This is a genomic window from Streptomyces sp. H39-C1 (assembly GCF_027158125.1).
GTDB classification, from domain to species: domain Bacteria; phylum Actinomycetota; class Actinomycetes; order Streptomycetales; family Streptomycetaceae; genus Actinacidiphila; species Actinacidiphila fildesensis.
In genome coordinates, this window is the sequence record NZ_JAPVLS010000031.1 from 81,239 (window position 1) to 99,295 (window position 18,057).

The following is an 18,057-nucleotide window of genomic DNA, read 5'->3' on the forward strand; positions in this document are numbered from 1 at the left end:
ATGGCTGGACTCCGAGCACCGCTCCCTGGAGGTACGCCGCAAACGGGAGCGCGCCCGCACGTATCGTTCGTGCGAGATCACGGAGGGGCGGCATCGATTTCGTCTGCCCTTCTTGAGGAGTCACACATGAACATCGGTCTCGGTCTTCCCGTCGACGATCCCGGTCGGCTGCTGAGTTGGGCCCGTCGTGCCGACGCCGGCCCCTTCACCACCCTCGGACTGCTGGACCGGCTGGTCCACGACAACCCCGAACCACTCATCACCCTGGCCGCCCTCGCGGGCGCCACCCACCGCATCCGCGTACAGACCGAGGTACTGCTCGCACCTCTGCACCGGACCGCACTGCTGGCGAAGCAGACCGCCACCCTCGACCACCTCTCGGGCGGCCGCTTCACCCTCGGCATCGGGATCGGCGGACGCGAGGACGACTACCTTGCCACCGGAGTCGACGTCCACCGGCGCGGCCGCCGGCTCGACGAGCAGATGGCGGTACTGCGCCGCGTCTGGGCGGGCGAGCCCTACGGCGACGGTGTGGGACCGATCGGACCCGCGCCCGTGACACCCGGCGGCCCCGAAGTGCTCTTCGGCGGCTTCACCCCCGCCGCGATCGCCCGCGCCGCCCGCTGGGGTGACGGCTTCCTCGGCGCCGCGCCGTCACCGCACTTCACCGACCGCCTGTTCCGCCAGGCGGAACAGGCCTGGCGCGACGCCGGGCGTACGTCGGCGCCCCGGCTGGTGGCCCAGCTCAACGTCGCCATCGGCCCGGACGCGGTGGTCGCGGAAGCCCGCAAGAACGTCGGCCACTACTACGCGTTCCTCGGCGACGCCTCCCATTTCGCCGACGGACTGCTGGGCGATCCGAAGGAGATCAAGGCCGCGGTGCGTACGTACACCGACCTCGGCGCCGACGAAGTGATCCTCTACTGCTGGTCCCCGGACACCGACCAGGTCGACCGGTTCGCCGACACCCTGTTCTGAGGTTCTGAGGTTCTGAGGTTCGCCGGTCGGCCGACCGCCCTCACGGACGTGAGTCGTCCTCCTTCGTATCCGTAGGGGACGGGTTCTCGTCCGTGGGGTGGTGGCCGAGGTGGAGGGCCGGTTCGGGCGCGGTGTGCGGGGTGTCCAGTTCGGGTTCCAGACCCTGGGCCGGTGAGGTGTGGGCGAGACCCGCCTCCTGGCGCCAGGCCTGGAACGCGGCGGTGGTGGCGGCGAGTACGGCCAGCCCGAGCAGCCAGCCGCCCACCACGTCGCTCGCCCAGTGCACGCCGAGCGCGACCCGGGTGTAGCCGACACCCACCACGGAGATCACCGCCGCCGCCCATGGCAGCGCGCGCAGGCCGCGGGGGACCAGCGGCAGCAGGACGAGCAGCAGCACTCCGCAGGACGTCGTGGCGGTCATGGCGTGGCCGGAGGGGAACGAATAGCCGGGGGCGTGGGCCACCGGGTCCGGCAGTTGCGGGCGGGCGCGTTCCACGGCCGTCTTGACCATCACCCCCACCATGGAGCTGAGGGCGGCCGTGACGGCGGCCCAGGCGGCCAGTCGCCAGGCGCGGCGGTACAGCAGCCACACCACGACAGCGGCCACCAGCAGCCGCATGACGGTGGGCGACCACAGCCCGTTGGTGAGGAAGCGCAGCACTGTCACCCATGCCGGGTGGTCCAGCGCCGCCCGGTGCAGGTTCTCGGCCGCACTCCGGTCGGCGCGGTGCAGGGGACCCCAGTGGGCCTCCACGAGGACCAGAACGAAGGCGAACGGTACGGTCGCGACGGCGCACACCGCCGCCGTGAGCAGCAGCCGTACGCCGAGGCGCTCGTCCGGGCCGCGCAGCCGGCGGATCAGGTTTCCGGGAAATCGCGACAGTGCCCTCATGCTGGTGACGGCTACCCGTTCCGGCGGAGAATCATCATCGCGGGCCGAGTCACCGACCTGTCCGGGTTGCGGAGCCGCACCGCTCAGACCCCCGGATCCTGGAGAACCGGCTCCTTGACGCGGGCGCGGACCGCCTCCAACTGGGCGGCGAACGCGATGCCCATGAAGAGCGCTATCGCCGTGAGGTAGGACCACAGCAGCAGCGAGATGAAGGCGCTCAGCGGGCCGTACACGGAGTTGAACGAGCTGCTGAACTCGACGTACAGGCTGAGCAGCCAGGTCAGCAGGGTCCACAGCGCCAGATAGACGGCCGCACCGAAGGCCAGCCAGGTGTAGCCGGGCTGCCGGCGGCGCGGCGAACTGCGGAAGACGACCGAGGCGGAGAACAGCGCGAGAAGGATGCCCACCGGCCGGCGCAGCAGGTTCCAGGCCGTCGTCTGGTCCGGCGTCCAGTGGTACACCTGGGCCGCCGCTCCGGCGATGTCGGCGCCGCCGACCATGAGGATGGAGCCCAGGCCCAGGGGCAGTCCGGCGAGCAGCATCATCAGCACCCCGCGCCGGTACTTGAGGTGGAAGGGCCGGTCGCGCTCCACGCCGTAGATGCGGTTGGCGCCGCGTTCGATCTGGCTCATCGCGGTGGTGACGTTCACCAGGGCGAACAGCAGACCGAACCACAGTGCCAGCTGTCCGCCCTCGTCGGCGTGCCGGCGGCTGTCGGTGAGGGCGTTCCTCACGACATCGGAGCTCGGGCCGCTCGACATGCGCAGCACGGTGAGTTCGGCCACCCGCCCGACGCCTTCGGCGTGCAGCACGGTGGACAGCCCGACGACGGCGATGGCGAACGGCACCAGCGACAGGACCGTCTGCAGGGCCAGCGCCCGCGCGTGGCTGAACCCGTCGGCGTACCGGAACCGCAGAAAGGCGTCGCGGGCCAGTTTCCATCCGCCGTAGCGGCGCAGGGTGGCCCAGGCATCATCGCCCGAGAGTTCGTCGCCCGTGATGTCGCGGGTCTGCGGAACGCGCGTTGCCGTACCCATCGTGTACTCCTGTCAGGACTGCCGGTTCCTCGGTGCCCGCCGGCGCCGATGACGATGCCGTGGGTGAGGTCGCCGGCAACTGCATCAGCAGGGCGCCCGGATCGACCTCCATCACCAGCCGTACGCCGGGACCGACCGGTTCACCGTCCAACTCCCGTTCCTGGGGACGTTCGAAGGTCATCTCGATGCGCCGTGCGGTGAAGTACTCCAGCGCGCCGTCGGCGAACCGTCCACCGCGGCCCGGCGGCAGGGGTGTCCTGTCGTGGTGCGGCCGGCTCAGCACATGGGCGGCGGCGCGCAGCCAGCCGAGCGGTCCCGCCGGGTTGAGCAGCACGACGTCGAACACCCCGTCGTCCGGCCGCGCGTCCGGGAGCAGCGGCACACCGCCCTGCAGCGTGCCGACGTTGCCCACCAGCACCATCCGTGCCCGGCGGCCGAGCTCCGGTCCGTCGTCGAGTCGCAGGGTCAGCCGCATCCCGGGGTCGCGCAGATGGCGCACCCCGGACACCAGATAGGCGGCCCAGCCGATGCCCGCCTTCATCCGGGAGGAGGCGTCCCCGACCACGGCGGCGTCGAACCCGGCGCCGGCCATGGCGGCGAACCGGGCTCCGGAGATGCCGTCGCCGTCGGCGGTCCCGAGGTCGATGGCGTGGGTGGTGCCCTCCAGCGCGGCGACGAGAGCGGCGAGGGGATCGACCGGATAACCGAGGTTGCGCGCCAGCAGGTTGCCGGTGCCGCAGGGCAGGACCGCGGTCGGGATGCCGCTGTGCGCCAGGCCGTCGGCACAGGCCATCACCGTGCCGTCACCGCCGCACACGACGATCAGGTCGGGTTTCCTGAGCGCGGCCCGCCGTACGGCGCCGTTCCCCGGGTCGTCCTCGGCCGTCCCGTGCCAGGAGACGTCCTGGAAGCCGTACCGACCCAGCGTGCGGCGGATCGCGTCGTGCAGCGCGTCGTCCACGACGGTCGGATTCACCACCACGGCCGCCCGCCGCCCGTACCGCGTGACGGCCGTCGCACCCGCAGAGGTGATGTGCTCAGCCTGCCCCGGCACCTGCGGCCGGGCGCGCGCCGGCAGCAGTGAACGCCCCATGATCAGCAGGATTCCGGCCCCGTTGAGCAGACCGAAGAGCACATCGGTGGGATGGTGCATCCCCCGGTACAGGCGCGCCACCGCGACCAGCACGGGAACGCTGAACAGGACCGCGGCCGGCACGAAGCGCCAGTTTCCGCGGAAGCGGATGAGGACGAGAACGGCCAGACCGCCGTACAGCGCCGTCGCGGCACCGGTGTGCCCGGAGGGGAAACTGGACGTCGGCGGGGCGGCATCCAGGTGTGCCACGTCCGGACGGGCCCGGTCGATGACCGCGGTCACCATGAGGAAGACGAGCGACTGCAGGGCCACCGCGGCGCCCAGGAACAGCGCTTCGCGCTGGAGCCGCCCGTACACCGGCAACAGGAGCAGGGCCACCGACACCGCCGTCATCAGCACGACGGCATGGGTGTTGCCCAGCTGGGACAGCCAGTACGTGGCGCTGTTCCAGCCCGCCGACCGGTGCGCGGCGAAGGCGCGGTTGATCCCGTCCTCCGCGGTGAACGGCGGAACCTTCACCAGCCACCGCGTGAGCAGCAGGCCGAAGCCCGTCAACAGCGCGCCCTGCATCACGAGCAGCACGCCGATACGCCGCGCGGCCACTTCGTCGCTTGGTCTCATAGGCGGCTTCTTGCCCGTCCCGGCCGAACAACTCCTGCCGCGGCCGGGTGTTCCGGTCCGGATTGGTGCGGCGAGCCGCGTCCGGGGCCGGATCGATATCCGCCCCGCCGTACGGCCGGTGCCCGTTGTCCGGGTCGTGATACCCGAAGGTGTCGCTCCTCGGCACCCGGCCCTTTCGCCGCTCTATAAGTTGTGCAAACGCTCGAACACGATGTGTCCTTTCACTCGCGTCACTCCAGGATCGCGCCCTGCCGGAGAGGGCGTCAACGGTCCGGGAAGACAAGTGCGGGAAGCGCTGATCCGCCTCCGGGACAGCGGGAGCGAACTCGAACTGTTCGCCGAGTTTCTCCCGCGCAGCACGAACGCGGGGGGCCGCGGGACCGGCCGGACGGTACCCGGCCGAGTGAGGCAACTCCCGGCGGGGCGAAAGGAATTCGCCGTCCGGGCCGCCACACTTCCAGGTCAACGGGGGACGCTGCTCCTATCCTCCCGCGCCCGAAAGATGTAACCTCCCGGACGGGATCCGGGGAACCGAGTTGGCTTTCGCGGACGTTGACTGGGATGGTCTTACTCATACGGATGTCGGCGCAGCTCGGTCCGGCCCGGACCACGGGGACGTGATGTGAGCGTCCGTTTCGAATATCCCCTCATACGTTGATGGCTACCATCACGGTCATCAATGACGCGAAGTGAGCAACGAAAGGCGAGTGGTGTCCATGTCGGACGTCATGTCCAAGAGCCAGAGTCTGCAGGGCGAGTACGAAGCCCGCGTCGCCGCCGATCTGCGGCAGAACGAAGGTGACCGCGACCGCGTTCTCGCGCAGATCGACGTGCTCCAGAAGGAGCTGGAGGTCCTCGTCCAGGACCGCGAGATGCTGCTGAGCATGCAGAGCGCCGTCGGCGCGAAGAAGCAGCACTCCGTCTCCGAGCAGGCCGAACCGCAGAAGAGCGAGCCGGAAGCGCACGTCGCACCGCACGCGAAGTCGGCGAAGGTGCCCGGCGCCAGGCGCCGTACCGCGCGCAAGTCGGTCCCGACCCAGGGCCGGGCCGGCCGCGGCCGCAAGACCGACGCGAAGAGCGCCGTGGCCGAGGCCGCGCACGCCACCAAGGCGGCGGCGCCCGCCAAGACCGCGACCGCGAAGGCCACCCCGGCCAAGACCGCCACCGCGAAGCCGGCGAAGGCCGCCGCGACGAAGGCCGCCACGGCCAAGTCCACGACCGCGAAGCCGGCGAAGACCGCCACCGCGAAGACCGCCGCGCCGAAGGCGGCCGACAGCAAGGCGGCCGCCCCCAAGGCCGACAAGCTCGTGAAGGTCGTCGAGAACTACCTGGTCAAGCAGGGCGGCCCGGCCTCGGCGGCGGAGGTCGCCACGGCCATCTCGACGCCGGAGCGCTCCGTCACCATCATGAGCGTGCGTACCGCGCTCGAGGGCCTGGTCCGCAAGTCCGCGGCCCTGCGCTCCAAGCAGTCCCGTTCGGTCTACTACGAGTCCGTCCCGGCCGGCACCACCATCACCGCGGCCGTCGAGGCCCCGCAGCAGAGTGAGCCCGTCACCCAGTAGGTCTCCGGCTGCCCACGTCGGCCAGGTACTGAGTGAGCAAGCGGAGGGCCGGCGCGGCTGCGGGGTGACGACCCCGCGGCTCAGTCGTCGATCGCCCGGTACGCCGAGGTCCAGAAGTCCTGGAAGACAGCGGGAGGAGTGGTGGAGTCCATGTGGCGCTGGGTCAGCAGAATGCCGACCAGGTCCTCCCCCGGGTCCGTGTAGGCGGAGGTGCCCGTGCCGCCGTTCCACCCGAACCGGCCCGGGGTCGTCGCCAGATCGAAGCGCCGGACGGAGACGGAGACACCGAAACCCCAGCCCTCGTCGGGACCGAGGAAGCTGCGGGTTCCGGGCCGCTGCTCCGGTGCCAAGTGGTTGCTGGTCATGAGTTCGACCGAGGGCCGGGACAGCACCCGTCCACCGCCGTGCCGCCCCCGGTCCAGCATCATCCGGCAGAAGGCCACGTAGTCGTCGGCCGTCGAGACGAGCCCGCCACCACCGGACGGGAACGCCACCGGGCGGCCCCAGCGGCTGTCGGCGGGATCGTCCTGGAGCACGAGTTCGCCGGTTCCGGGACGGGCCCGGTAACTCGGCGGCAGCCGGTCCAGCTTCTCCGCCGGCACCTGGAACGAGGTGTCCCGCATGCCGAGCGGATCGAGGATCCGGTCACTGAGGAAGGACGCGAACGACTGATCGGCGGCGCGCGCGATCAGCACCCCCAGCACTTCGGAACCCGTGTGGTACATCCACCGCTCGCCCGGCTGATGGACCAGCGGCAGTGCGCCGAGCCGTTTCATCCACTCGTCGGGACCGATCGCCGGCGGGTTCGGACTGGGGGAGAGGCCGGCCTCGTCCATCGCCCGCTGGATCGGGTGGGTCCCCCGGGGCGCCAGCACCGCTCCGATCCCCAGCCGGAACGTCAGCAGATCCCGCAGGGTGATCGGCCGGCGTGCCGGAACGGTGTCGTCGAGCGGCCCTTCGAGCCGCTGGAGCACCCTGCGGTCGGCGAGTTCCGGCAGCAGCCGGTCCACCGGCTCGTCCAGCCGCAGCTTGCACTCCTCCACCAGGATCATCGCGGCGGCCGCGGTGATGGGTTTGGTCAGCGACGCGATCCGGAAGATCGTGTCGCGGTGCATCGGGACGGTGCCACCGGCCGCCATCGTGCCGAGCGCCTCGACCCGGGTCTCACCGCGCCGGTGCACCAGCGTCACGAGTCCGGGTACGTCACCGCGTTCGACGTAGCCGGACATGACGTCGCGCATCCGGTCGAGCCGTTCCTGAGACAGTCCGCTGCCGCTCAAGGAATGTTCCCTTCGTCAGCCGGTGGATGAGCACCGGCGGTGGTCGACTCCGGTCACAGGACGGGTGCGCGTCACTGCTGCTGTGCGTGGGTGCGTTGTGAGGGTGGGTGCGCGTCAGGCCTTTCCGGAGGCGTCGTCCAGCGCCTTGGACACGATGGCCTTCGCCTCCTCCTGCACCTTGGCGAGGTGTTCAGGACCGTGGAAGGACTCCGCGTAGATCTTGTACACGTCCTCGGTGCCGGACGGCCGGGCGGCGAACCAGGCGTTGTCGGAGGAGACCTTGAGTCCGCCCAGCGACGCGCCGTTGCCGGGCGCCGCGGTGAGGACCGACGTGACCGGCTCACCGGCCAGTTCGCCCGCCGGGACCTGCTCGGGGGAGAGCGAGGCGAGGACGGCCTTCTGCTCACGCGTCGCCGGCGCGTCGATCCGGGCGTAGGCGGGCTCGCCGAAGCGTGCGGTGAGGTCGGCGTAGTGCTGCGACGGGCTGCGGCCGGTGACCGCGATGATCTCCGCCGCGAGCAGCGCGAGCAGGATGCCGTCCTTGTCGGTGGTCCACACCGATCCGTCGCGGCGCAGGAAGGACGCGCCGGCGGACTCCTCGCCGCCGAAGCCCAACGAGCCGTCCAGCAGCCCGTCCACGAACCACTTGAAGCCGACCGGTACCTCCACCAGCTTCCGGCCGAGGCCTGCCGCCACCTTGTCGATCATCGACGAGGAGACCAGGGTCTTGCCGATTCGGGCGTCCGACGGCCACTGCCCGCGGTGCTCGTACAGGTAAGAGATGGCGACGGCGAGGTAGTGGTTGGGGTTCATCAGGCCGGCGTCCGGGGTCACGATGCCGTGCCGGTCGGCGTCCGCGTCATTGCCGGTGGACACCTGGAAGTCGTCGCGCCGCCGGATGAGCGAGGCCATGGCGTACGGTGACGAGCAGTCCATCCGGATCCTGCCGTCCCAGTCCAGCGTCATGAAGCGCCATGTCGGGTCGGAGTCCGGATTGACGACCGTCAGATCCAGCCCGTGGCGCTCGGCGATCCGGCCCCAGTACGCGACCGACGCGCCGCCGAGCGGGTCCGCGCCGATCCGCACGCCGGCCGCCCGGACGGCCTCCAGGTCCACCACGGCGGGCAGGTCGTCGGTGTAGTGCGTGAGGAAGTCGTAGCGGCCCGTGGTGCCGGCGGCGAGCGCGCGGGCGTAGGGGATCCGCCGGACGTCCTTGAGGCCGCCCGCGATGAGTTCGTTCGCCCGGTCCTGGATCCAGGACGTGGCCTCCGAGCCGGCGGGACCGCCGTTCGGCGGGTTGTACTTGAAGCCGCCGTCGGCCGGCGGATTGTGCGAGGGCGTGACGACCACCCCGTCCGCCAACCCCGAGGTGCGGCCGCGGTTGTGGACCAGGACGGCGTGCGAGACCGCCGGGGTGGGGGTGTACCCGTCCGCGCTGTCGATCAGCACCGTGACGTCGTTGGCGGCGAACACCTCGAGCGCGGTGGCCCGCGCCGGCTCGGACAGCGCGTGCGTGTCCGCCCCCAGGAAGAGCGGCCCGTCGGTCCCCTGGCCTGACCGGTACTCACTGATCGCCTGGCTGGTGGCCGCGATGTGGTCCTCGTTGAACGCGACCGCCAGCGACGAACCACGGTGGCCCGAGGTCCCGAACGCGACCCGCTGGCCCACCTCGCCGGGGTCGGGTCGGAGCGTGTAGTACGCGGTCACCAGCCGGGCCACGTCGACCAGGTCGGCGGGCTGTGCGGGCTGTCCGGCGCGCTCGTGCGGCATCTGGCTCTCTCCTCCGGGTGCGGGGCCGCCCCGCCACCGTGGGCCTGTGCCCGTGGTGGCAGGCGTTCCGCGTCGTTCGGCATTGTTCCCATTCTCCGTGCCCGGCGCGAGAGGGCGCACTCCACGGGCCCCCGGACCATTGCCGTGTCGCGGGACAAGCCGCCCGCGGCCGCCTGCCGGCGGACCCCGTGACGTTTGCCGCCTGACGATCCGGTACAGAAGAGGGCTACGAGGCCTGCGCCGATCGCCGCATCCCGGGCCGGCCCCGCTGATGCCGGAGCGGAGCGGGCCGGGACGGCAACGCCCAGGACACCGGGTGATCAGCGGAGAGGTGGGACACGGTGAAGGTCGGGCTGTTAACGCGCGAATATCCGCCGGACGTGTACGGCGGAGCCGGGGTGCACGCCGAGTTCCTCGCGCGGGAACTGCGCGGCCTCGTCGATCTCACCGTCCACAGCTGGAGCGTCGCCACCCGACCTGGTGATGAGGTCGCGGACAAGGCCTCGGGCCTCGTGCGGCACCGGGCGGCCGCCGGACTGGCCGGGGCCAACAACGCGCTCCGGACGCTGTCGGTGGACCTCTCCATCGCGGCCGCCGTGACGGACATCGACCTCGCCCACTCGCACACCTGGTACGCCAACATGGCGGGCCACCTCGCCAAACTGCTCCACGGCATCCCGCATGTGATGACCGCCCACTCCCTGGAGCCGCTGCGCCCCTGGAAGGCGGAGCAACTGGGCGGCGGCTACGCGGTCTCCAGCTGGGCCGAGCGCACCGCCGCCGAGGCGGCGGACGCGGTGATCGCGGTGTCCCACGGCATGCGCGCCGACGTGCTCGCCTGCTATCCGCGGGTGGATCCCGGCCGGGTCCACGTGGTGCACAACGGCATCGACACCGCCCTGTACCGGCCCGACCCCCAGGTCGACGTCCTGGAGCGCCTCGGCATCGACCCGGCCCGGCCGTTCGTCCTGTTCGTCGGCCGGATCACCCGGCAGAAGGGCGTACCGCACCTGGTGCGCGCGGCGCGCGAGTTCGCCCCCGGCACCCAGGTCGTGCTGTGCGCGGGATCGCCCGACACCCCGGAGCTGGACGCGGAGTTCCGCTCCCTGGTCACCGAGCTGCGGGAGCGGCGCGGCGATGTCGTGTGGATCCCGCAGATGCTGCCCCGCCCCGACGTCGTCCAACTCCTCACCCACGCGGCGGTGTTCGTCTGCCCGTCGGTCTACGAACCGCTCGGCATCGTCAATCTGGAGGCCATGGCGTGCGGTACGGCGGTGGTCGCCTCTGCCGTCGGCGGTATCCCGGAGGTGGTCGAGCACGGCCGTACGGGGCTGCTGGTGCCGTACGAGGAAGCCGATCCGCGCGGCTTCGAGGCCGCGCTGGCGGCCGCCGTCAACGAGGTCGTCGGCGACGGCGGCCGGGCGCGGGCGATGGGGGAGGCGGGGCGGCAGCGGGCCGTGACGGAATTCGGCTGGGACGCGGTGGCACGCAGGACCGTGGAGGTCTACGAGTCGGTACTGGAGTGACCGGCTGCCAGCGGGCAGCCGGAGACGAAGGGGGTCAGGGTGAGCGGACGACCGAACGTGCTGGGCATCGTCCTCGCAGGGGGCGAAGGCAAGCGGCTGATGCCGCTGACCGCGGACCGGGCCAAGCCCGCGGTGCCATTCGGCGGGGTCTACCGGCTGGTGGACTTCGTCCTGTCGAACCTGGTGAATGGGGGAATCCACCGCATCTGCGTGCTCACGCAGTACAAATCGCACTCCCTGGACCGGCATGTGTCGACCACCTGGCGGATGACCGGTCTGCTGGGCGACTACGTCACACCCGTCCCGGCACAGCAGCGCCTCGGCCCCCGCTGGTACCTCGGCAGCGCCGACGCCATCTACCAGTCGCTCAACCTCGTGCACGACGAGCAGCCCGACTACATCGTGGTCTTCGGCGCCGACCACGTCTACCGCATGGATCCGCGGCAGATGCTCGACCGGCACATGGACGCCGGCGCGGGCGTGACGGTCGCCGGCATCCGCGTGCCGCGTGAGCAGGCCTCCGCGTTCGGCATCATCACCACGGCGGACCGCAGCTCACGCATCGACGGCTTCCTGGAGAAGCCCGCCGATCCGCCCGGCCTCGCGGACGACCCGGACCGGGTCTTCGCCTCGATGGGCAACTACATCTTCTCCACCAAGGTCCTCATCGACGCGCTCCAGCACGACGCCGAGGACGAGAACTCCGTGCACGACATGGGCGGCAGCATCCTCCCGCTGCTCACCGAGCGCGGCCAGGCGCAGGTCTACGACTTCGACGACAACGAAGTGCCGGGTGAGACGGACCGGGACCACGGTTACTGGCGTGACGTGGGAACACTCGACGCCTACTACGAAGCACACATGGACCTCATATCGATCCGACCGGTCTTCAACCTCTACAACCGGCAGTGGCCCATCTTCACCAACCAGGCCCAGCGGCCACCGGCGAAGTTCGTCGCCGGCGGGATCGCGGGCGAGTCGATGGTCAGCACGGGCTGCATCATCAGCGGCCAGGTCACCGGATCCGTGCTGGCTCCCGGCGTCATCGTTGAGCAGGGCGCCGTCGTCCAGGAGTCCGTCCTGCTGGAGGGCGTACGCGTCGGCCGCGGCGCCGTCGTCCGCCGCGCGATCCTCGACAAGAACGTCGTCGTCCCCGCCGGAGCCACCATCGGCGTGAACCCCGAACACGACGCCCGGCACTTCACCGTCTCCGCCGGCGGGATAGTGGCCCTGGGCAAGGGCCAGCGGGTGCCCTGACGAGGTGCGCGGACCCTGCCGGCCGGCTGCGGAGACAGCTCGACCCGGCCAGCAGGGGGGGAGAGCTGGCCGGGCCGGGACTGCGAGGTAAGGGGGGCCTCTGAACACTTGGCTGCCCCGGTCCGCCGGGACCAAACCTCTTGGCTTGATGTGACCTGCGTCACGCCGGAATCGGGGCGGTTGCCGTGCTGTTGGGACGAGCGAACGCCTATGCGGGTCCTGGGACTTGAGGAGAGGTACCGGGCCATGGCAGTCAGGTCGTCAGCTTCTCCCGGCGTCGGGCTCAGAGGGTGATGACGACCTTGCCGCGGGTGTGCCCCTCCTCCAGATACCGCATGGCGTCGGGGACCCCGCTCAGCGGGTACGTCCTGCCGATGACCGGAGTGAGCTTGCCGGCCTCCAAGAGCTCCGCCAGGTACCGCAGGTCCTTCTCGCGCTGCACGGACATGAGCCCGCGCAGCTTCTGGCGCAGGAACGGGGACAGCAGCATCGCCCGGAGCTGGCGGTCCGTGCCCTGCAGCCATCGCCCGCCGCCCTCGGCTCCGACGACGACGAGCGTTCCCGCAGGAGTGAGAGCGCGCCGGAGCAGCGACAGGGGGCGGTTCCCCGCGGTGTCGAGGATGAGGTCGTAGTGCCGCGTGCCGTCCGCGAAGTCGTCCTGTGTGTAGTCGATGACGTCGTCAGCTCCGAGGGAGAGGACGAGGTCGACCTTGGTCGTGCTGCACACACCCGTGACGTGTGCTCCGAACGCCTTGGCCAGCTGTACCGAGAACGTCCCCACGCCCCCACCGGCGCCGATGACCAGGACCTTCTGGCCCGGCTGGAGCTGCCCCTGGTCGCGAAGGGCCTGCAGGGCGGCGACTCCGGAGCCGGGTACGGCCGCGGCCTGTTCCGCGCTGAGGTTCGCCGGCTTGGACGTGATGCGGTCCTGCCGGGCGCACGCGTACTCGGCGAAGGAGCCGTCGCAGGTGCCGAAGACCTCGTCGCCCGGCTGGAACCGGGTCACGTTCCCACCGACCTCCTCGACGATCCCCGCCACGTCGATGCCGCGGACGCGGGCCCTGGGTCTGCGCAGTCCGAAACCGAAGAGCCGGATCAGGTACGGCCTGCCGGTCATGACGTGCCAGTCCCCGATGCCGGCACTCGCGGCGAGCACGCGCAGCCGGACCTCCTCGTCGCCGACCACGGGCGGGTCGATGTCCCTGAGCTCCAGGACATCGGCCGACCCATAGGTGTCCTGGACAACAGCCTTCATGGTGTGTCTCCTTCGTCGTCCGGATCGTTGTCCGGGTACTGGAACACTTCGCCGAGCGGCACTTTGAAGGCACGTGCGATCTGGAACGCCATCTCGAGTGAGGGCGAGTAGCGGCCCTGCTCGATCGCGATGACGGTCTGCCGGGTGACGCCGATGCGGTCCGCCAGGTCCGCCTGGGTCATCTCGGCGTTCACGAACCGCAGGCGCCGGATGTCATTGGTGACCTTGGTCGGCTTTCCCACGGCTAGAACCCCCGGCGGTAGGTGACGAGCTTCACCGCGGTTCCGCAGAGCGCGGAGAGCACGAACGCCAGGTAGATCGCATTGGCGATCCAGAAGTAGTCGATCTCCGCCATCGCCAGGCCGAGCGGGACGATCACGCCCACCGCGAGCACCATTCCGCCGACGTACTCGCCGTGCCGGTGGATCTCCTTGTCCCGTTGGTCGGTCCTGCCGGCCTCCTTGGGCCGGGCGGCGGCGATCACGATGTGACCCACGATCGATGCGGCTGTCGCGGCACTGATGGCCAGGATCATCGGCATGACGTAGGCGACCGAGGTGAGTGGGACGCCCTGCGCCCTGCCGAGGATGACCACCAGGTAGCCCGCGTAGCCGCCGATCGCGACCAGGGCGTAGACCCAGGCGTTCTTCTCGTCGTATGACATGGCATGAATGTATGGCAGAGCTGACACGATGTCTACGATTCTTTACATCGCATCGCAGCGGGTGCTCCCGCCGCCACTGCGGTACGTGCTGAGTGTCAGGCCTGCGGGCGTCCCGCCTTGCGCTGCCATCGGGTGAGGGCGAAGCCGGTCAGGAGGGAGCTGACGAGGCCGATGCCCACGCCGCCGGCGACGACGGTGCCGACGCCGATGCCGTCATGGCCCACGTTGTCGTCGGCCGCCGCCTCGCTGGTCCGGTCGGCGACCGAGTCGTAGCTCGCTGACGGGTCCTCGCAGAACGACCGGTTCCCGGGATCCATCTCGGGCACGACCGTCAACGTCATGGCGGCCGCGGCCTGGCTGCCCGCCCCGGCCTTCAACTCCACGGTGTAGGGGCCGGGTTCGATGTCGCAGGGCACCATGGCCATGGTCTTCGCGTACAACTGGCCGCCCTTGCCGTCGTGGAACCGCTCCTTCGCGACGCCGACCGGTTTGACGAAGGCGCGGGACTCCAGGGTGAACGTCCCCTTGCCGTGACTCAGGTCCGCCTCGTCGGCGGCGACGGTGAACGTGACCTCCCGGCCGCGCTGGCGGCTGGAGGTCGGATCGACGGAGAGCGACATGCCGGAGTCCGCGAGGGCGTACGGTGCGGCGGTCAGGAGCAGTGTCGCGCTGAGCAGGGTCGTGACGGTCGCGCGGGCGAAGGGCATGGGTGATGGCCTCGGTCTTCAGGGAGTACTGCCGAGTAGGACGGACCCCGGGTCCCGATGGTTGTCCCGCCACGCCGACCGATCCGTCGCAGCCCGCCGCGGTGTTCGGCGCCGCGGGAGGGGTGGTCTGGTCACTCTGCTTATTGTAGCGTCGGCGTAGCGTGGATTCGTGGGGTTCGTGGGCTGCGGTCGGGGAGGCTGAAGCACGTGAAGTTGTCGGTGTCGCTGGGCTATTGGCAGGACCGGCCGCCGGAGGAGGCGCTGCTCACTGCGGCCGCCGCCGAGCGGAACGGATACGAGGAGCTGTGGCTCGGTGAGATGGCCACCTATGACGTGTTCGCCCTCGCCACCGCCGTTGGCCTGCGGACCGGGAGCATCCCGCTGACCGTCGGCCCGCTCGCCGTGGCCGTACGGGACCCGATGACGATCGCGCGCGGGGCCGCCTCGGTGGCGGCCCTCACCGGGCGGCGGGTGGACGTGGCGATCGGCAGTTCCAGCCCGGTCGTCGTCGAGCAGTGGCACGGCCGTTCGCACCGGCGCAGCGGGGTGGCGCTGCGGGAGTCGGCGACGGCGCTGCGACAGCTGCTGGACGGGGAGCGGACCACCTCGGAGGGGGAGGTCGTGCGCACCAGCGGCTACCGGCTGCGGCTGCCTGCCCCCAAGTCACAGCTGACGGTGGCCGCCTTCGGCCCCGCGGCGGTCCGCACGGCGGCCGCGTTCGCCGACCGGATGGTGCTGAACCTCCTGACTCCGGCGTCGGCGGCGAAGCTGGTCGGACGGATGCGGGAGGAGGCCGAGGCGCTGGGACGTCCGTCGCCGCGGGTGGCCGCCTGGGTGACAGCCGCCGTCGATCCGTCCCCGGAGGCGGTGGAGCAACTGCGGCGCGGGGTGGTCGGCTATCTCGCGGCGCCCGGCTACGCCGAGATGTTCATCGAGGCGGGCTTCGGTGACGTCGTGGAGTTCGCGCGGTCACGGCCGCATCCGCGGGAGCTGCTCGCGGCGGTGCCGGCCGAACTGACCGCGGCGGTCGGGCTGGTCGGCGATCTGGGAGCGGTACGGGCCAGGCTCGCGGAGTACGCGGCGGCAGGGGTGGACGAGGTCGCGGTCGTCGCGTCGAGCACGGACGCCGACCCGGGAGGCGAGCGGACGCTCGCCCTGTTGCGGGACCGGTAGACCAGCACACGGGTACACCGGCGCACGGGTGGACGGGCGCACGGGTGGACCGGCCGATCGGTGGAGGGGAGAGACATCATGGGGGCACGGAAGCTGCATCCGGCCGAACGGGTCGCCGAGTACACCCGGGCGGGCTGGTGGGACGGCGAGACCACGGACTCGCTGCTGCGTGAACGTGTACGCACGCATCCCGGCCGGCTCGCACTGGTCGACCCGCTGAACAAGGCGGACCTGGTGGGCATGCCGGTCCGCAGGCTGAGCTGGGCCGAACTCGACGCGGACGTGGACCGGTTCGCGGCCGTACTGCTGCGGCACGGCGTCGGCCAGGGCGATGTCGTGGGGGTGCAACTGCCCAACATCGTCGAGCTGGTGTGCGTCTATCTCGCCTGCTGGCGGATCGGCGTGATCGTCTCCCCGCTGCCGGTGCAGTACCGCGAGCACGAGACGGTGCAGCTGGGCGGGCTGGCGGAGTTCACGGCGTTCATCACGGCGGTGCGGGTCGGCGAGCGGGAGATCGCCGCGGAGGTCGACGCTCTGCGCGACCGGCTGCCACAGCTGCGGCTGTTGTTCGCGTACGGAGCGTCCAACGCAGCCGACGCGGCCAGTCATCACGTACCACCCGGGGCGATATCGCTCGACGCCGAACTGCGGTCACCGTACGACCCGGCCGACGTCGCGGCGTACACCCGCGAGCACCCCGTCGATCCCAACGACTGCGTCACCATCTGCTGGACCTCGGGCACCGAGAGCACCCCGAAGGGCGTCCCGCGCTGCCACAACGACTGGCTGGCCATCGCCTGGACGTGTCTGGAAGCGCCGAGGATGACCGCGGACGACGTGTTGCTGAATCCCTTCCCGATGGTCAACATGGCCGGTTTCGCCGGGCTGTTCCTGCCGTGGCTCCGGATCGGGTGCGTCCTCGTCCAGCACCACCCCTTCGATCTGCCGGTGTTCCTCCGGCAGATCGCCGAGGAGCACGTCACCTACACCGTCGCGCCGCCGGCGCTGCTGACCATGCTGCTCGCCAGGGACGAACTCCTCGCGAGCACCGACATCTCCTCGCTCACCCGGATCGGCTCCGGCTCGGCGCCGCTCTCCCCGGCGATGGTGCGCGGCTGGCAGGAGCGGTACGGGATCGGCGTCATCAACTTCTTCGGGTCGAACGAGGGCACGGGGATGCTCACCGACCCGTACGACGTGCCGGATCCGGAGGAGCGGGCGCGCTTCTTCCCCCGGTACGGGGTGCCCGGCGTCGAGTGGTCCACCCGTGGCGCCGCCTGGACGAAGGTGCGGATCGTCGATGCCGCCACCGGTGAGGACATCGAGGAGCCGGGCCGGCCGGGGGAGTTGCGGATCAAGAGCCCGCAGGTCTTCGCGGGCTATCTGGGCGGCACGGACCTGCCGAGCCCCTTCGACGACCAAGGCTATCTCAAGACGGGCGACCTCTTCGAGATCGCGGGCGACCGCGGGCAGTTCCTGAAGTACGTCGACCGGGCGAAGGACGTGGTGATCCGCGGCGGGATGAACATCGCCCCCGCGGAGCTGGAACAGCTCCTCGCCGGGCATCCGGCGGTGGCCGAGGTCGCGGTTGTCGGCTATCCCGACGAGGTGCTGGGCGAGAAGGCCTGCGCCGTGGTCGTCGCCCGGTCGCCGCTCGTGCTGGACGACCTGGTCGGCTACCTCAAGGAGCGGCACATCGCCTCGTACAAACTGCCCGAACGGCTGGAGCTGCGCGACGCACTGCCGCGCAACCCCGTCGGCAAGGTGCTCAAACGGGTGTTGCGCGACAGCCTCTGACCGGCGGCGGACGCCGGCCGGCAGTTTGTCCGCCGCCGCGCTACGGGACGCGTTCCAGCAGAACCGCCGCGCCGAGGCCGGCGGCGCCGCTGACCGCGGCGACGCCGTACCGGCCCGCCCGGCGCTCCAGTTCCTCGACGCAGCCGCCGATCATGACGGCTCCGGTGGCGCCGAAGGCGTGCCCCATGGCGATGGTCCCGCCGTTGGGGTTGAGCCGGTCGGGGCCCGCGTCGAGATCGCGGCGGAACCGCAGGCAGAGCGCGGCGAACGCCTCGGCGAACTCGAAGACGTCGATGTCGGCGGGGCGCAGGCCCGCCTTGGCGATGACCCGCTCCACGGCGGTCTGCCCGGCCGTCAGCATGATCACCGGGTCGGTGGCGGCGGTGGCGGAGGCGACGATGCGGGCGCGGGGGCGCCGTCCGGAGTCCGCGCCGCCCAGCAGGAG

15 protein-coding genes and 1 pseudogene are annotated in these 18,057 nt (G+C 71.0%); 6 read left to right on the forward strand and 10 right to left on the reverse strand.

The window, feature by feature from the left end:
* Positions 1-126: 126 nt before the first annotated feature.
* A complete protein-coding gene (locus O3W51_RS21490; RefSeq protein WP_138353422.1) occupies positions 127-978 on the forward strand; it encodes an LLM class flavin-dependent oxidoreductase in 852 nt (283 codons plus the stop codon).
* Between the two features lie 40 nt (positions 979-1,018).
* Here O3W51_RS21490 and O3W51_RS21495 read toward each other — a convergent pair whose 3' ends face one another.
* The 3 genes from O3W51_RS21495 to O3W51_RS21505 all read right to left on the reverse strand — a co-directional run bounded on the left by O3W51_RS21495 (position 1,019) and on the right by O3W51_RS21505 (position 4,621).
* Positions 1,019-1,870: a phosphatase PAP2 family protein gene (locus O3W51_RS21495; protein ID WP_138353423.1), complete on the reverse strand. Its 852-nt coding sequence runs from the start codon at positions 1,868-1,870 to the stop codon at positions 1,019-1,021.
* 83 nt (positions 1,871-1,953) lie between these two features.
* The gene (locus tag O3W51_RS21500; RefSeq protein ID WP_138353424.1) at positions 1,954-2,907 is read right to left on the reverse strand and encodes a YihY/virulence factor BrkB family protein; all 954 of its coding nucleotides are present in this window, start codon (positions 2,905-2,907) and stop codon (positions 1,954-1,956) included.
* Positions 2,843-4,621 carry a diacylglycerol kinase family protein gene (locus O3W51_RS21505; RefSeq protein WP_269287166.1) on the reverse strand — a complete coding sequence of 593 codons (1,779 nt, stop codon included), beginning with the start codon at positions 4,619-4,621 and terminating at the stop codon, positions 2,843-2,845. The genes O3W51_RS21500 and O3W51_RS21505 overlap by 65 nt, the downstream gene beginning before the upstream one ends.
* A gap of 716 nt (positions 4,622-5,337) precedes the next feature.
* Here O3W51_RS21505 and O3W51_RS21510 point away from each other — a divergent pair.
* The gene (locus tag O3W51_RS21510; RefSeq protein ID WP_138353426.1) at positions 5,338-6,183 is read left to right on the forward strand and encodes a hypothetical protein; all 846 of its coding nucleotides are present in this window, start codon (positions 5,338-5,340) and stop codon (positions 6,181-6,183) included.
* Positions 6,184-6,263: 80 nt separating this feature from the next.
* Here O3W51_RS21510 and O3W51_RS21515 read toward each other — a convergent pair whose 3' ends face one another.
* Entirely contained in the window at positions 6,264-7,463 is a 1,200-nt protein-coding gene (locus O3W51_RS21515; protein ID WP_232486001.1) for a serine hydrolase domain-containing protein, read from the reverse strand.
* A gap of 114 nt (positions 7,464-7,577) precedes the next feature.
* Positions 7,578-9,233: a phosphoglucomutase (alpha-D-glucose-1,6-bisphosphate-dependent) gene (gene pgm, locus O3W51_RS21520; protein ID WP_138353427.1), complete on the reverse strand. Its 1,656-nt coding sequence runs from the start codon at positions 9,231-9,233 to the stop codon at positions 7,578-7,580.
* Between the two features lie 341 nt (positions 9,234-9,574).
* Here pgm and glgA point away from each other — a divergent pair, with 341 nt between their 5' ends.
* Positions 9,575-10,759: a glycogen synthase gene (gene glgA / locus O3W51_RS21525; protein WP_269287167.1), complete on the forward strand. Its 1,185-nt coding sequence runs from the start codon at positions 9,575-9,577 to the stop codon at positions 10,757-10,759.
* 39 nt (positions 10,760-10,798) lie between these two features.
* Complete coding sequence (gene glgC / locus O3W51_RS21530) at positions 10,799-12,016, forward strand: glucose-1-phosphate adenylyltransferase (RefSeq protein ID WP_138353429.1); 1,218 nt, start codon at positions 10,799-10,801, stop codon at positions 12,014-12,016.
* A gap of 283 nt (positions 12,017-12,299) precedes the next feature.
* Here the strand turns inward: glgC and O3W51_RS21535 are convergent, their stop codons facing one another.
* The 4 genes from O3W51_RS21535 to O3W51_RS21550 form a co-directional block, all read right to left on the reverse strand.
* Positions 12,300-13,271 (reverse strand): NAD(P)-dependent alcohol dehydrogenase, encoded by a 972-nt coding sequence (locus O3W51_RS21535; protein ID WP_198358984.1) that lies wholly within the window; start codon positions 13,269-13,271, stop codon positions 12,300-12,302.
* Positions 13,268-13,513 (reverse strand): helix-turn-helix transcriptional regulator, encoded by a 246-nt coding sequence (locus O3W51_RS21540; protein ID WP_244808981.1) that lies wholly within the window; start codon positions 13,511-13,513, stop codon positions 13,268-13,270. The genes O3W51_RS21535 and O3W51_RS21540 overlap by 4 nt, the downstream gene beginning before the upstream one ends.
* A gap of 2 nt (positions 13,514-13,515) precedes the next feature.
* Positions 13,516-13,935: a hypothetical protein gene (locus tag O3W51_RS21545; protein WP_138353432.1), complete on the reverse strand. Its 420-nt coding sequence runs from the start codon at positions 13,933-13,935 to the stop codon at positions 13,516-13,518.
* A 95-nt stretch (positions 13,936-14,030) separates the two neighbouring features.
* Entirely contained in the window at positions 14,031-14,642 is a 612-nt protein-coding gene (locus O3W51_RS21550) for a hypothetical protein (protein ID WP_138353433.1), read from the reverse strand.
* A gap of 207 nt (positions 14,643-14,849) precedes the next feature.
* Between O3W51_RS21550 and O3W51_RS21555 the strand changes: the two genes are divergently transcribed.
* Both O3W51_RS21555 and O3W51_RS21560 read left to right on the forward strand, forming a co-directional pair.
* The gene (locus O3W51_RS21555; protein WP_164292771.1) at positions 14,850-15,815 is read left to right on the forward strand and encodes an LLM class F420-dependent oxidoreductase; all 966 of its coding nucleotides are present in this window, start codon (positions 14,850-14,852) and stop codon (positions 15,813-15,815) included.
* A gap of 78 nt (positions 15,816-15,893) precedes the next feature.
* Positions 15,894-17,612, forward strand: a complete 1,719-nt coding sequence (locus O3W51_RS21560; protein WP_138353435.1) for a class I adenylate-forming enzyme family protein — start codon at positions 15,894-15,896, stop codon at positions 17,610-17,612.
* A 40-nt stretch (positions 17,613-17,652) separates the two neighbouring features.
* Here O3W51_RS21560 and O3W51_RS21565 read toward each other — a convergent pair.
* Positions 17,653-18,057: pseudogene (locus O3W51_RS21565) on the reverse strand (acetyl-CoA C-acyltransferase); the annotation flags it as partial.